Below are 14552 nucleotides of genomic sequence, written 5' to 3'. Positions count from 1 at the left end.
CGGCCACCACCGAGTTTTTAGGCCATAAAGGCCCACCACCATCCACCGTTCGGCGGCAACAGACCGCGGGCGATCCAGAAAAGAGCGGCATGAGCGGGATTATCCGGGTTTACAAGCGTGACGAAGAAGGGGCCCTCCAGTTCAGGGAGGCCTGGTACGACGAGGACTGCAGCCAGTTCGTCATGAACCACGGGGCCGTAGGGCACCAGAGCAAGACCGATGAGACTGACGTTCCGGACGCCGAGGCAGCAGAGCGCCTGATGGATGCCTTCGCCGTGCAGTGCGCCGAAGACGGCTATGCCGAAATTGCGGATGAAAAGCAGTTCTGGGTAGTTGCCCAGTACGCCCTCAAGACCCGGGAAGGCACCAGCCGGGACCGGTACCTCGAAGAAAAGGCCAAGGATGCCCTGATCAGCCACCTTGCCTGGCGCGGCCTCGGGACGGTCGAACGCTCCGAATTCAGCGACTCCAAGCTGAACATCTTCTGCCTCTGCCCGGATGTCAACAAAGCCGTCAGCGCCATCAAGGTCTGCATCCGCGGTGAGGACCTGGACTTCACCAAGCTGAGCATCGGCGCAGCCCCGTTCAGCGATCCGACAGCTCTGAAACTCAAGCATTCACCCAAGCAAGCCACAGCTTTCACCCTCTAACAAAGCCCGCAGCTCAATGGAAGGCAGAACGCCATGACAAAGAAGTCAGTCCAGCCAGGCCGAACACCGATTCCCCGGGGCATTGCCTCGCCCGCCCGCAGGGTGCTGGCCCATTCAGGCGTTGAGACGCTTGAGCAGCTCGCCCAGCTCGGAATGCGGCAGATGACAGAGCTGCCTGGCATGTGCCCCAAAACCATGGCCCAGCTGCAGGACGCCCTGGACGAGCACGGGCTGGGGTTTGCCGCCAGCTGAGCGGGCCCCTGGCTGACCGGCTTCGACCTGGAATGACGGGCCGCCGCTGGCTGCCGTTATAGGGTGAATCCATGAGCGAATACCGCCGTCTTGGAAAATCCGGACTGACCGTTTCCGTCGTGGGACTTGGCTGCAACAACCTTGGCCGGGCCAATACGGTGACGGAATCACAAGAGGGGACTGACGCCGTCGTGCATGCCGCCCTGGACACGGGGGTGACGTTCTTCGACGTCGCGGACACGTACGGCCGGGAACCTGGGCTCAGCGAAACAATGCTCGGCAAGGCGCTGGGCAGCAGGCGGGACGAAGCCGTGGTGGCGACGAAGTTCGGCATGGACATGCGCGGAGCCAACGGCAGCGATCACGGCGCCCGCGGTTCCAGGCGCTATATCATCCGCGCCGCGGAGTCCTCCCTGCGGCGGCTGGGCACCGACTGGATCGACCTGTACCAGTTCCACACCCCGGACCCGCTCACCCCCATTGAAGAGACCCTCGACGCCCTGGACGAGCTGGTGACCAGCGGCAAGGTCCGGTACGTCGGCCATTCGAACCGTGCCGGCTGGCAGATCGCCGAGGCCGAATTTGTCGCCCGGGCCCGCGGCGGTGCCCGCTTCATCTCGGCGCAGAACCACTACAACCTGCTGGACCGCCGCGCCGAACTTGAAGTCACGCCGGCAGCGGAGGCCTACGGGATCGGGGTGCTGCCGTACTTCCCCCTCGCGAACGGACTCCTGACCGGTAAGTATGCCCCGCACCAGGCGCCGCAAGGCTCGCGGCTGAGCCACACCCGCACCCAACTTGTGGACGACGCGGACTGGCGGCAGCTGGAGCAGTTCAGCGCCTTTGCGGCCGCCCGCGACCTCACCGAAGTGCAGGTGGCCTTCTCCTGGCTCGCAGCGCAGCCGTCGGTCAGCAGCGTCATCGCAGGAGCCACGAGGCCCGAGCAGGTCCGCCAGAACGCCGAGGCTGTCGTCTGGGTGCCCAGCGAGTCCGAGCTGGCGGAGCTGGACGCCATCTTCCCGCAGACCCCCAAGGTGGCCCTGTTCTGATGCAGTCCATCCTGATGGACGTCGACACCGGGATCGACGATGCCCTCGCGCTGGTCTACCTGCTGTCCCGTCCGGAGGTCAGGATCCAGGCCATCACCTGCACCGCAGGAAACGTGGGCGCACGGCAGGTGGCCCTGAACAACCTGGCACTCCTGGAACTCTGCGGCTGGTCCGGCGTGGAGGTGGCCATCGGGGCCGAGGCGCCGCTGAAGATACCGCTGGTGACCACCGAGGAGACGCACGGCCCGCAGGGCATCGGTTACGCAGAACTCCCGCCGCCGGCACAGGCAATTTCGGAACGCCATGCCGTGGACGTCTGGGTAGAGACAGTCCGGGCCAATCCGGGGGAGATCACAGGTCTCATCACCGGCCCGATGACCAACTTCGCGCTGGCACTGCGCCGCGAGCCGGAACTCCCCAGGCTGCTCAGGGGCCTGGTGATCATGGGCGGATGCTTCAACTACCAGGGCAACACCACCCCCACGGCGGAATGGAACGTGTCCGTTGACCCGCACGCTGCGCAGGAGGTCTTCGCCGCCTACTCCGGCCTTCCCTCGGACAAACTGCCGGTGGTGTGCGCCCTCGAGACCACGGAGCGGATCGAACTGCGGCCGGAGCACCTGCAAAGGCTGGCGGAGGCCGCCGGGGCGGCCGGACCGGAGCTCGTGCTGCCGGAGCAGCCGGAAGGGCAGCGCAGCGCCTCGGACAATCCGCTCGTGGCCTGCCTCGCGGACGCCATCCGCTTCTACATGGAATTTCACCGGCTGTATGACCAGGGATATGTCGCCCACATGCACGACGCCTTCGCCGCCGCCGCCGCCATCGGCCGCACGCCGTTCCAGACCCGGACGGCAACCGTGCACGTGGAAACCCAGTCACCCCGGCTTTTCGGCACCACGGTGGCGGACTTCCGTGGCCTCTGGAATGAGCCGCCCAACGCCCGCATCGTGACGTCGAACGATCCCGCGCAGTGCTTTGACGAGCTGATTGCGTCAGTGGGGTCCCTGGCGCGCGCCCTCCCGGCATCCGGGCACCGCGTGTACCCGTAGCACCACGGATTGCGCGTAGCACGCCGTGCCCGGCGGTCGGTAGGATGGTAGCCGGGCCAAGGTGACATAGGCGCCAACTTTTGCGTACGCGGAAGATCACGCCACGGGGGCGGGACCCGCCGTCATCAGCCTAAGGATCCACCATGTCACAGCCGTCCCTGACCCTTCCCACCCCTGGACAGCAGGCGGGCCGAAACCGCCGCCTGCTCGAGCTCTTGGGCGCCGCCGCCATCGCGGCCACCTTCGTCTACCTCGTACTCACCCAGCCCGCCGACATCGCGGGCGGACTGGGAAGCGTCTCCGCCCTCGTTGCCCTGGGCGGCTTCCTGCTCGGCGCCGCCCTGCTGATCGCCGGTGTGCTCCCCACGCTTCCCACGTCGACAGTTGTGCTCATGCCGGTGGCACTGGTCCTGAACATCGTTCTGGGTCAGCTCATGGGCACCAGCGGGCTGCCCTTTTACTTCGATGCCATCGGCACCGTGCTGGTTGCCGTGCTCGCTGGCCCCGCGGCCGGCGCCGCCACCGGCGCCCTGAGCAGCATCGTCTGGTCCTTCATCAACCCCACCGTCCTGCCCTTCGCCGCGGGTGCGGCCCTGATCGGGTTCCTCGCCGGCACCGCCGCCCGCTACGGGCTGTTCCGGCGCTTCTACCTCGCACCGGTTGCGGGCTTCGTCACTGGAATCCTGGCCGGCGTGGTCTCCGCGCCCATCGCCGCCTTCGTCTTCGGCGGAACCTCAGGGGCCGGGACCGGCGCCATCGTCAGTGCCTTCCGGGCCATGGGCGACACTCTGCTCGCCGCCATCACCAAGCAGGCCCTGATATCGGACCCCATGGACAAGGCCATCGTCTTCGCCATCGCGGCCACGCTGGTCTACGCCCTCCCGCGGCGCACCACCTTCCAGTTCCCGTTCGTGCGCCGCTTCAACGTTCTCGCAGGCAAGGACCCGGCCAAAAGGGATTCCTGACCCGGTGGCCGCGCCCCGACTTAATCCGCTCACCCTGCTTGCAGCCGCCGCAGCAGTACTGGTTATTACGACGGCGGCATCCAGCTGGGCGTTTTCCCTCACCGTCGCGGCCGGTGCTGTCGCCCTTTCCGCCGCCAACGGCTGCGCACGCCGCGTCCTTCTTGCCGGCACCGCAATCCTGGCGCCGTTCTGGCTCTCGCTCCTGGTGATGCACGGACTCTTTTACCCCGAGGGCCGCACAGTGCTGGTTCACTGGGGGCCGGCTCGGGTCACGGCAGAAGGGCTGGGGTTCGCCCTCGACATGGGGCTGCGCACGTCCGCCTTCGTCCTGGTACTCATGCTGTTTTCGTTCAGCATCAGGGTGCCGGACCTGGTTGCCGCGCTGGCCACCCTTCGCCTTCCTCCGCAGTTCGGCTATGTCCTGGCATCCACACTGATGCTTGCTCCCATCATTGCCGCGCGGCTCGGGAAGGTCCGCCAGGCACAGGAAGCGCGCGGGCTGGTGGTGGGCAAAGGCATCCGGAGCCGTCTGGGGGCCGTGCGGCTGCAAATGATTCCGCTGGTGCTGGGCCTGGTCCACGATGCCGGAACCCGGGCCCAGGCACTTGATGCCAGGGGATTCGGGCGCCCCGGTCCAAGGACCACTTACCGGAAAGTCAACGATTCACACGCCCAGCGTGGCTTCCGCGTTGTCGCCCTCCTGCTGGCCGCCGTCGCGGTGGTCCTGCGGATCGCGGCATCCTACCCTACCGGCGGTCCGGCATGAGCGGGCAGGAAACGGCGCGGGCAACGCTGCAGGCAGCCATTGACTCCTTCGCCTTCCACGGCGACTCCGCTCCGGCCCTGCGCGGAGTGCAGGTAGAGGCCGTCCCGGGATCCCTGACGGCGGTTCTTGGCGGTTCCGGCAGCGGAAAATCCACCCTGGGCCGTTTGCTCGGTGCGTGGCTGGAGGGTGGCCGCGACGGAACTTTGAAAGGCACCCTGCAGCTGTACGTCGGTGACAATACGGATGAAAGCCGCCCGCTGGTTTACTCCGGGGCCGACGACGACCCGCGGATCGATGCCGCCGCCTGGGCCGACCACGTCGGCTACGTGCCCCAAGATGCGGCGGCCATGCTCTCCGCCGTCCGCGGCACGGTGGAGGAGGAGCTAGCCTTCGGCCTGGAGAACCGCGGGACGGCGCGGGCAGACATGGTGCGGATCGTGGCTGAAACGGCCCACCGGACCGGTCTCACCGGGCTGCTGGAGCGGGACCCGGCAACCCTGTCCGGGGGAGAGCTGCGGCGCCTTGCGCTCGGCTGCGCCATTGTTGCTGATCCGGGCATTTTGATTCTTGATGAACCGCTGGCATCGCTTGACGACGCCGGGGCGCGGGCACTGACGGGACTGGTCAAAGCCCAGCTGGCGCGCGGCACGGCTGTCGTGGTGCTGAGCCAGCACGCCGACTCACTGACCCGCACGGCGTCGCAGTGGATCGTCCTGAAGGGCGGGGCCGTGACAGCGGCCGGACGGCCGGACCGGCTGCTTGCCGGCGACTCGCTCGCGGATGCCGGCGTGGTCGTCAGCGGGCTGCCCGGGCAGCGCTCACTGCAGGCACAGCCCCGGCTCTCCCCGGTACCGGCGGCTGCACCCGCCCTGGAGCTGGATGGCGTGTCGTTCGGGTATCACGCTGGCGGCCCCGGGTCATCGCTCCTGCTGGACAACGCGGACCTCAGCGTGCGGCCGGGAGAAATCGTGGCGGTGACCGGTCCGAATGGCGCGGGGAAGTCGACACTTTTGCGGCTGTTCAACGGGCTGCTCAGGCCGCTGCGCGGGGAGGTCCGCGTGGACGGAAAAGCAATCTCGGGAGTCCCGACGGGAATTGTGGCCGAGCGGCTCGGGCTGCTGTTCCAGCATCCTCATGACCAGCTGTTCGAGCGGACCGTGCAGCGTGAGGTGTCGTTCGGCCTGGAGCGGCTGTTCGGCGACGGGGCACAGGCCAGGGCAGAAGCAGCGCTGGCGTCCGTGGGACTCGACGGGGCCGGCGGCGTCCATCCCCATGAGCTTTCCGGCTCCGGGCAGCGCCTGCTGGCACTGGCTACGGTCCTGGCGCGGGAGCCGGCAGTGCTGGCCCTCGACGAACCGACGGTCGCGCTTGATGCCCACGGTTTGCAGCGGCTCACCGCCGCCATCTCCGCGGCGGCCGGCCGCGGCGCCGCCGTCGTACTGGTGACGCATGACCTCGCGTTTGCGCGGGCGCACGCCCACCGGACGGTGAAGCTCAGCGGCGGTGTGCTGGCGGGCTCCTAGGAGCCCCGGGGAGGGCCGGTGGTTTTGCGGACGACCAGATGCGGGGTGCGCACGACATGGGCCGGCGCCTCCGCTCCCTCCACGCGGTCGGCGGCCCGGTTGACGGCCGCCGCGGCAAGCAACGGCGCGTCCTGGCTGACGGATGAGAGCTGTACATAGCTGAGCCGGGCCAGCTGGCTGTCGTCATAACCGAGCACCGAAACGTCAGCGGGAACCCGCAGACCCTCTGCACGGAAGCCTTCAATCACGCCGAGGGCTGATCTGTCGTTGAACGCGACAACAGCTGTAGGCACTTCTCGCACCAGCGAGGTGTCTAGCAAGCACCGGGCGGCCCTGAGCCCGTCCTCTTCGTTCGGGCCACCAGTGACGACAACGGCGTCCAGACCGTGGTGTTGCATCTCGGCACGGAAAGCTGCGCTGCGCTTTTCGGCGGAAACGGCTGTCCCTCCGTCCACGTGCACGATGTGGCGATGCCCCAGTCCGATGAGGTGCCCGACCGCCAACCTGATGCCTGCGCGGTCGTCACTGCTCACAGAGTCGACGGAGTCCCCGACATCGTCGCGTAGGAGGCTGACGACCGGCACTTGGCTGGCATAGCGCGCCAGTTCCTCGTTGCTGAGGGCCGGCGAGACCATGACCAGGGCTTCGGACCCGAAATCCAGGAGCGACTCAATGGCCCGGGTTTCGGGCCTTCCGCTGGCGATCGCGCTGAGTGCGATTTCGTAACCGCGACCTTGGGCCTCCGCGTAGGCAGCATCAACTATTTCAGCGTGGAATGGCTGGGAGCTGGAGAAACTCAGGCCCAGCAATCTGGTTCGGCTGCTGCGAAGCAACCGCGCCCGGCTGTCCGGCCTGTAGCCAAGTTCCCGTGCGGCCTGCAGGACTTTTTGCCTGGTGGCCTCCGCGGCGCCGGGGGCACCGCGCATCACGATGGAGACCAAAGCCCGTGACACACCTGCTGCCTGGGCCACGTCCACGAGAGTGGGGCGCCGCTGCTGTTCCGTCATGCTGCTCCTTGTTCTGAAGCAGTCTATAGAACGATCTAGACAGGAAGCCAGCGGCATGCCACCATGGGTGAACTAGAACGATCTAGATTCTCCCAGGAGTCGCCATGAGTTACCGTCAGCACCCGGTCATCGCAGACCGTCCCGTCCGAATCGCCCTGATCGGCGCCGGCTGGATCGGAACCTTCCACGCCGAGTCTGTTGCCCGCCGGATTCCCAATGCCCGCCTCGAAGCCATCGCTGATCCGGCCATGCCCGCCGTCGAGGCCCTCGCGAGCCGGCTGGGCGTTGCGAAAATCAGCGCCGATCCCGCTGATGTCATCAATGACCCGGACGTCGATGCCGTGCTCATCGCGGCACCGGCGCGGTTCCACTCCGGTCTGATCGCGGCCGCGGCCCGGGCGGGGAAGGACGTGTTCTGCGAAAAGCCCGGCGGCCGCACTGTCGAGGAACTGGATGAGGCCATGGCGGCGGCCGAGGCCGCCGGCGTTATTGTGCAGTTTGGCTTCAACCGGCGCTACGCGGCCGATTTCGCCGCGGCACGGAAGCTGATAGATGACGGCGTTGTGGGGACACCCCAGCTGCTGCGGTCCCTGACGCGGGACCCGGGTACCGCGTCAGGGATCGCGAATCCGGAACGCATCCCGCCCAACACGATCTTCTTGGAGACCCTGATCCACGACTTTGACACGCTGAACTGGCTGAATCCGGGCGCCATTCCAGTGCGCGTCCACGCGGTGGCTGACGCGCTGGTTGCCCCGGAAGCGAAAGCCGGCGGACTGCTGGACACGGCGGTCGTCACCGTCACCTACAGCAACGGTGCCATTGCGGTGGCCGAGGCGAACTTTAACGCACTGTACGGCTACGACGTGAGGGGTGAGGTGTTCGGGTCCGCCGGCATGGTGACAGCCGGCGGTTTGCGGGCCTCCAGCGCGACCAGCTACACCGCAGCCGGCACCGGCAGTTCCACGGTGCGTTTAAACGTGGATCTCTTCCACGACGCCTACACGGAGGAAGTTGGACGCTTCGCCGACGCAGTTTCGGCGCGGCGTGAGGGCGTCCAGGCCATGGGAATTCCTGGTCCGGGCTGGGCAGATGCCCGCAACGCCCTGGCGGTGGCCCTGGCCGCGGCACGGTCAGCCGGAACCGGGCTGCCTGTGGATGTCGCCTCGATCGCCGCGCTGCGGGCAGCCGAGCCGGATCTCCGCTCTGTGGGGGAGCACGCATGAGCTTCCGCTTGGCCGTCTGTGCCGAAATGGTCTACGGTGAGCTGCCGCTGATCGAGAGGGTCCGCCGCATCCAGGGGCAGGGCTACGAAGTGGAGCTCTGGGACACCCGGGGGCGCCATATTGCGGCCCTTGCAGCCACCGGGGCCCGCTTTTCGTCGATGAGCGGCTACTTTGGCGGCAGCCTCATCGACCCCGCCGGGGCCGCGGAAGTGCTCGCCTCCGCGGAAAAGCTGATTCCAACGGCCTTGGAACTCGGTGTCGAACGGATGGTGGTCCACCCGGCCGAGCTCGGCGAGGGAGGCCGCGCCGTCCGGCCGCTTCACCGTTCTACCGGCGAGATGTGGCTGACAGGCCTGCGCACCCTTGAGCGTCTGGCCATGCTGGGTGAGAAGCATGGCGTGACGTTTGCACTCGAAAACCTGAACACGATTCTGGACCACCCCGGCATACCGCTGGCCCGGGCAAAGGACACCATGGCCCTTGTCTCGGCGGTTGACCATCCGAACGTGAGGATGATGCTGGATCTCTATCACGCCCAGATCGGAGAGGGAAACCTGATCGAACTGGTCCGTGCCGCCCGGCCATGGATCGGGGAGATCCAGGTTGCAGACGTTCCGGGCCGGTTCGAACCCGGTACGGGGGAGATCAACTACCGTGCCGTCGCCTCGGCCCTTAGAGATGCTGGGTACACCGGCGTCATCGGCCTGGAGGCAGGTGCCTTCGGTGGGCAGAGCCTGGAAGCAGGGGACACCGCCTTGGCCGCCTTCGGATCCGCCTTCGACGTCTGACCGGCTCGACGGCCACCTTCATGGCGCTGGTCATGGTACGCGGTACCGCTGCGCTGGCGCACTCGGGCGCGTAGGTAGACTAGGCTACCTACTATGCACACCACTCGCGAGGAGCATTGATGACCGGGAAGCAGCTGACACCAGGAGGCGCCCCGCCCAAGAGACGTGCCCGCGACGCACTCATCGAGGCGGCCTCGCGGCGATTCTATGCAGACGGCCTGGCCGGAACGGGAATTGACGCCATTACGGCAGAGGCCGGCGTGGCCAAGAAGAGCCTCTACAACAACTTCGCCTCGAAAGCGGACCTCATCACGGCGTACCTGACTGCCCGCCACGAGGAGTGGATGGGGCTCTATCGGATGAGGCTGGAGAGGGCGACCGGCGCCAGGGAGCGCGTCCTCGCGGTCTTCGATGCGTATGCAGATCACGCCGGTCTGGCGTACGAGCATGGCTTTCGGGGCTGTGGCCTGCTCAACGCCGCAGCCGAGCTGCCCGCCGGGGACTCTGGAAGGACGGTGGTCCGGCGGCACAAGGAGGAGGTTGAAGCGTTGTTATCCGAGCATGTGGCCGAGCTCCTTCCGCACTCACCTGATCGGGCGGGTTCAATTGCCCGGCACCTGGCGTTCCTGCTTGAAGGGTCGATGGCCCGGGCAGGCCTCGAAGGCAACGACAGCTGTATTCAGGAAGCCCGCGGGATTGCGGCCACGCTGATCGGCGGCCTGTGAAGAACGCAGGTTTCAGGGGAAGTTCCTGGGGGGCGCTGTTTGTCCTGGCCGCCTCGGTGCTGTGGGGCACAACGGGAACGGCGGCCACCTTCGCCCCCGAAGTAAGCCCACTCGCGATCGGAGCGGCAGCAATGGGTTTGGGCGGCCTGCTCCAGGCGGCGATTGCAGCACGATCGATCATGGCGTTCGCCACATCCCTGCGCAGCCAGTGGTCCACGATGGCTTTGGGGTCGTTGGCCGTCGCAACGTACCCGCTCGCCTTCTACTCGTCAATGCACCTGGCCGGCGTGGCGGTTGGGACCGTTGTCTCCATCGGTTCAGCTCCGCTCGCCTCCGCCGTCATTGAACGGATTGTGGACAAGAGAAGATTTACGGGACGGTGGACGGTGGGCGCGGTGCTCGGTCTGTCCGGTACCGTGCTGTTGTGTTTCGCCGGAGCGGGGCAAGGTGATCCGGCAGCGGATCTGGGATGGTCCACGTCAGCCGGTATCGGCCTGGGGCTGATTGCCGGGCTCACGTATGCGGTCTACTCCTGGGCCGCCCACCGCCTGATTAACACGGGCGTACCCTCAACAGCAGTCATGGGGTCCGTCTTCGGCATAGGCGGGCTACTGCTCATGCCCGTACTGGCAATAACCGGCACTCCGCTCGTCACTTCCTGGCAGAACGCGGCCGTCGGTGTGTATATGGCCCTAGTTCCGATGTTTGCCGGCTACGTTCTGTTCGGCTGGGGCCTGGCACGTGTCCGCGCCAGCACGGCCACTACGATATCCCTCACTGAGACAGTGGTGGCCGCCATCCTGGCGGTGGCAGTAGTGGGCGAACGCCTGCCGGCTCCGGCCTGGGTTGGTGCCGCGCTGGTCGCAGGAAGCCTGTTCGTGCTGACGCTGCCTGCTGCTACAGCGCGTTACGGGCAGGCCGAAAAAGTCCGGGCGTCGAGCCCGTCACGTTAAAAACGTGAAGGGCCCGACACCGCCCGGCCGCGCCGCCGGCAGAAACTTACGGCCGGGACGCCACTCCGGGGGCCAGGAAGCGCCTGCCGTTGACACGCTCGGACGCGCCCACCCGGTCCAGATAAGGAGTAATGCCGCCCAGGAACATCGGCCAGCCCGCACCCAGGATCATGCAGAGATCGATATCCTCCGGCCCGGCCACCACGCCTTCGTCGAGCATGAGGCCGATTTCCTCGGCCAGGGCATCCTGCGTGCGGCGCAGGACTTCCTCGCCGCTTGAAGGGGAGGTCCCGAAAGACATCAGCGCCAGCGTCGACGGGGGAATTTCCTGGCCGCCGTCGGCAGCAGCCGCCCAGAGTGACTTCACCCCGTTGTCAATCAGCTTCTGCAGGTTCTGCGACACCGGGAAGCGCCCGCCGAACGCCGCATGCAGCGACTCCTGCACATGCTGTGCCACGGGCAGGCCAACCATCGCGCCCAGCGTGAACGGCGTCATGGGCAGGCCCATGGGCCGCAGGGCGTTGTCTGCAACGTCCGCCGGCGTTCCCTCGTCGAAGGCCGCGGTGACTTCGCCCATGAGCCGCAGAAGGATGCGGTTGACCACGAAAGCCGGAGCATCCTTGACCAACACTGCGGTCTTCTTGAGCCCCTTGGCCAGTTCGAAGGCGGTGGCCAGCACCGCGTCGTCTGTCCGGGGGGCCCGGACGATCTCCAGCAGGGGCATGACGGCCACCGGGTTGAAGAAGTGGAAGCCCACCAGCCGCTCCGGGTTCTGCAGGTCTGCGGCCATGGCAGTGACGGACAGGGATGACGTGTTGGTGGCGAGGACGCAGTCGGGGGAGACCACGGCCTCCAGTTCGGCGAAGACCTGCTTCTTGACGTTCAGTTCCTCGAAGACCGCTTCGATGACGAAGTCGGCATCTGCGAACTGCTCCTTGGAAACAGACCCGGTCACGAGCGCCTTGGTCCTGGTGGCGGCGTCCTGGCTGATCCGCGTCTTGCCCAGCAGCTTGTCCACTTCTGCGTGCACGTAGCCCACACCCTTGTCCACGCGGGCCTGGTCGATGTCGGTCATGACGACAGGGACCTTGAGCTGGCGGGCGAAAAGGAGGGCAAGCTGGCTGGCCATCAGTCCGGCACCCACCACGCCGATCTTGGTCACGGGGCGCGCGAGCTTGCGGTCGGGTGCGCCGGTGGGGCGCTTGGAGCGCTTCTGCACGAGGTCAAGGAATGCGTAGACCGTCGAGCGGAATTCGTCGGTCTGCATGAGGCCGGCCAGGGTTTCGCATTCCAATGCCGCGGAGTCTGCCTCCGACAAGGTCCGGGTGGTCTCCATGATCTCCAGGACCTTGGCAGGTGCGGGCGAGGCGTTGGACGTCTTGGACTCCACGAAGGAGCGGCCGGCCGCCACCGCCCCGGCCCAGCGGGCGGCAACTTCCGGGTCAGAAGGGTCGACGGCGTTGGGCCGCTCGGGTGTGACCTCGCCGGAGATGATTTTCGCGGCCCACGCGACGGACTGTTCCACGAAGTCGGCCGGTTCGAACATGGCATCGGCGATGCCCAGCCTGTAGGCATCCGGCCCGGTGAGCGTGCGGTTGTTGCTGAGCGGGTTTTCGATCATGACCCTGAGGGCATTTTCGGGGCCGATCAGGCGCGGCAGCAGATAGACCCCGCCCCAGCCGGGAACCAGCCCGATGAAGGATTCAGGGAGGGCCAGCGCCCCGGCTCCGGAGGAGACAGTGCGGTACGTGGACTGCAGGGCGATTTCCAGACCTCCGCCCAGTGCCACGCCGTTGATGAACGCGAAGCTTGGCACGCCAAGGTTGGAAAGCGTGGCATAGACATCGTGCCCCAGCTGCGCCATCCACAGGCCGTGCTCCCGGTTGTTGAGCGACTTCACCGCGGACAGGTCAGCGCCGGCCACGAGATAATACGGCTTGCCCGTCACGCCAACGCCCACGATCTCACCTTTGGCGGCCCGGTCACGGAGTCCTTCGAGAACGGTGCCGAGTTCCACGAGCGTGTTGGGCCCAAGGGTGGTGGGCTTGGAATGATCCAGCCCGTTGTCGAGGGTGATGAGAGCGAAGGTGCCTCCGCCTGCTCCGCCTGCGGCGGCGGGCAGCTCGATGTCCTGTACGTAGGAGTGGGTGACCGTCTCGTCGGGGAAGAGATCGGCGAGCTTGCGGAAATCTGCTGCACTCATGCTGTTGCTCCTGCGGTGTGGGTGGAGGCCGGGGACTCGTTGCGGGCGGATATTTCTGCGGTGTTTTCGGCGTTCAGGGGCCCCGCCCCGCTGTAGTCGGCGTGGTGCGGGTTCTCCCAGATGACGGTGGCCCCCATTCCCAGGCCAACGCACATGGCGGTGATGCCGTAGCGGACGGTGTGGTCCTCCTCGAACTGCCGGGCAAGCTGGTTCATGAGCCGGATGCCGGAGGAGGCGAGCGGGTGGCCCACCGCAATGGCCCCGCCGTAGCGGTTGACCCGGGGGTCGTCGTCGGAGATCCCGAAATGGTCCAGGAAACTCAGGACCTGGACGGCAAATGCCTCGTTGATTTCGAACAGGCCGATGTCCCCGATGTCCAGGCCAGCCTTCGCCAGGGCCTTTTCGGTCGACGGAACGGGCCCGATGCCCATGACTTCCGGCTCCACTCCCGCATAGGCATAACTGACGAGCCGCATCTTCACGGCCAGCCCCAGTTCCGCCGCGGCGTCGGAGGATGCCAGCAGCGCCGCCGTGGCGCCGTCGTTCAGTCCGGCAGCATTGCCCGCCGTCACGCGGCCGTGGGCACGGAAGGGCGTCCGCAGCGAGGCCAGGTCTTCCAGCGTGGTTCCCGGGCGCGGCGGCTCATCCACCGTGTTGACGGTCCAGCCCTGGCCGGGCTTCATGGTGGCCACCGGAACAAGGTCCGGCTGGATCTGTCCGGTGCCGTACGCGGCCTGCAGCTTGTTCTGGGAGGCAACCGCGTACGCGTCAGTGCGGTCCCTGGTGATGGCCGGAAAGCGGTCGTGCAGGTTCTCCGCCGTATTGCCCATGTTGAGGGCGGCCGGATCCACGAGCCGCTCAGACATGAAACGCGGGTTGGGGTCGGCGCCGGCACCCATCGGGTGGTTGCCCATGTGTTCCACGCCGCCGGCAATCACGACGTCGTAGGCGCCAAAGGCGATGCCGCCTGCGGTCGCGGTGACGGCGGTCATGGCGCCGGCGCACATGCGGTCGATGGCGAAGCCGGGAACCGTGCGGGGCAGCCCCGCCAGCAGGGCAGCCGTCCGCCCGATCGTGAGGCCCTGGTCGCCCGTCTGGGTGGTTGCCGCGACGGCCACTTCGTCGACGCGGGCGGCGGGCAGGGCCGGGTTGCGCCTCATCAGTTCGCGGATGCATTTGACCACCAGGTCATCAGCCCGCATGCCGGCGTAGATGCCTTTCTCGCCGGCCCGGCCGAAAGGCGTTCGCACGCCGTCCACGAAGACGACGTCGCGGACAACGCGCTGATTTCCGCTGCTTCGGTGTTGGCTCACGTGCTGCTCCTCATTGAGACGTTGGTGCCGGATCCTGGCCAGAAGTCATCAGGGATCCAAGCGTCAGTGAGCCCAATGTTACT

Annotated in this window: 14 protein-coding genes; 11 read left to right on the top strand and 3 right to left on the bottom strand. The window is 66.9% G+C overall.

From position 1 onward, the window contains the following. Positions 1 to 89: 89 nt before the first annotated feature. The 7 genes from AC1DD3_RS05005 to AC1DD3_RS04975 all read left to right on the top strand — a co-directional run bounded on the left by AC1DD3_RS05005 (position 90) and on the right by AC1DD3_RS04975 (position 6254). Positions 90 to 650, top strand: a complete 561-nt coding sequence (locus tag AC1DD3_RS05005) for a hypothetical protein (protein ID WP_476881112.1) — start codon at positions 90 to 92, stop codon at positions 648 to 650. 33 nt (positions 651 to 683) lie between these two features. Then, entirely contained in the window at positions 684 to 902 is a 219-nt protein-coding gene (locus AC1DD3_RS05000; RefSeq protein ID WP_230116690.1) for a helix-hairpin-helix domain-containing protein, read from the top strand. 71 nt (positions 903 to 973) lie between these two features. After that, positions 974 to 1951, top strand: coding sequence for an aldo/keto reductase (locus AC1DD3_RS04995; protein ID WP_476881111.1), 978 nt, complete (start codon positions 974 to 976; stop codon positions 1949 to 1951). Beyond that, positions 1951 to 3000, top strand: a complete 1050-nt coding sequence (locus tag AC1DD3_RS04990; protein ID WP_476881110.1) for a nucleoside hydrolase — start codon at positions 1951 to 1953, stop codon at positions 2998 to 3000. Before AC1DD3_RS04995 ends, AC1DD3_RS04990 begins: the two co-directional genes overlap by 1 nt. Before the next feature lie 143 nt (positions 3001 to 3143). Beyond that, positions 3144 to 3965 (top strand): ECF transporter S component, encoded by an 822-nt coding sequence (locus tag AC1DD3_RS04985; protein ID WP_476875991.1) that lies wholly within the window; start codon positions 3144 to 3146, stop codon positions 3963 to 3965. A 4-nt stretch (positions 3966 to 3969) separates the two neighbouring features. Beyond that, entirely contained in the window at positions 3970 to 4731 is a 762-nt protein-coding gene (locus AC1DD3_RS04980; RefSeq protein WP_476881109.1) for an energy-coupling factor transporter transmembrane component T family protein, read from the top strand. After that, positions 4728 to 6254, top strand: a complete 1527-nt coding sequence (locus tag AC1DD3_RS04975; RefSeq protein ID WP_476881108.1) for an ABC transporter ATP-binding protein — start codon at positions 4728 to 4730, stop codon at positions 6252 to 6254. Before AC1DD3_RS04980 ends, AC1DD3_RS04975 begins: the two co-directional genes overlap by 4 nt. On the opposite strand, the gene AC1DD3_RS04970 is transcribed toward AC1DD3_RS04975, so the two are convergent. Continuing rightward, entirely contained in the window at positions 6251 to 7261 is a 1011-nt protein-coding gene (locus tag AC1DD3_RS04970; RefSeq protein ID WP_476881107.1) for a LacI family DNA-binding transcriptional regulator, read from the bottom strand. The two genes, AC1DD3_RS04975 and AC1DD3_RS04970, sit on opposite strands and share 4 nt — an antisense overlap. Positions 7262 to 7365: 104 nt before the next feature. On the opposite strand from AC1DD3_RS04970, the gene AC1DD3_RS04965 reads away from it, so the two are divergent. From AC1DD3_RS04965 to AC1DD3_RS04950, 4 genes are all read left to right on the top strand, one after another. Further along, entirely contained in the window at positions 7366 to 8487 is a 1122-nt protein-coding gene (locus AC1DD3_RS04965) for a Gfo/Idh/MocA family oxidoreductase (RefSeq protein WP_230116683.1), read from the top strand. Next, on the top strand, positions 8484 to 9275 hold the full coding sequence (locus AC1DD3_RS04960; protein ID WP_230116682.1) for a TIM barrel protein: 792 nt from the start codon (positions 8484 to 8486) through the stop codon (positions 9273 to 9275). Before AC1DD3_RS04965 ends, AC1DD3_RS04960 begins: the two co-directional genes overlap by 4 nt. 119 nt (positions 9276 to 9394) lie before the next feature. Then, positions 9395 to 10000, top strand: a complete 606-nt coding sequence (locus AC1DD3_RS04955; protein ID WP_476881106.1) for a TetR/AcrR family transcriptional regulator — start codon at positions 9395 to 9397, stop codon at positions 9998 to 10000. Next, positions 9997 to 10953 (top strand): DMT family transporter, encoded by a 957-nt coding sequence (locus tag AC1DD3_RS04950; RefSeq protein WP_230116680.1) that lies wholly within the window; start codon positions 9997 to 9999, stop codon positions 10951 to 10953. The genes AC1DD3_RS04955 and AC1DD3_RS04950 overlap by 4 nt, the downstream gene beginning before the upstream one ends. A 46-nt stretch (positions 10954 to 10999) precedes the next feature. Here AC1DD3_RS04950 and AC1DD3_RS04945 read toward each other — a convergent pair whose 3' ends face one another. Together AC1DD3_RS04945 and AC1DD3_RS04940 are read right to left on the bottom strand one after the other, a co-directional pair. Further along, positions 11000 to 13156, bottom strand: coding sequence for a 3-hydroxyacyl-CoA dehydrogenase NAD-binding domain-containing protein (locus AC1DD3_RS04945; protein ID WP_476881105.1), 2157 nt, complete (start codon positions 13154 to 13156; stop codon positions 11000 to 11002). After that, positions 13153 to 14469, bottom strand: coding sequence for a thiolase family protein (locus AC1DD3_RS04940; RefSeq protein WP_476881104.1), 1317 nt, complete (start codon positions 14467 to 14469; stop codon positions 13153 to 13155). Before AC1DD3_RS04940 ends, AC1DD3_RS04945 begins: the two co-directional genes overlap by 4 nt. Positions 14470 to 14552 lie beyond the last annotated feature (83 nt).

Source organism: Arthrobacter sp. 05T444, assembly GCF_056395905.1.
This window is presented reverse-complemented; position numbering and strand designations above follow the sequence as displayed.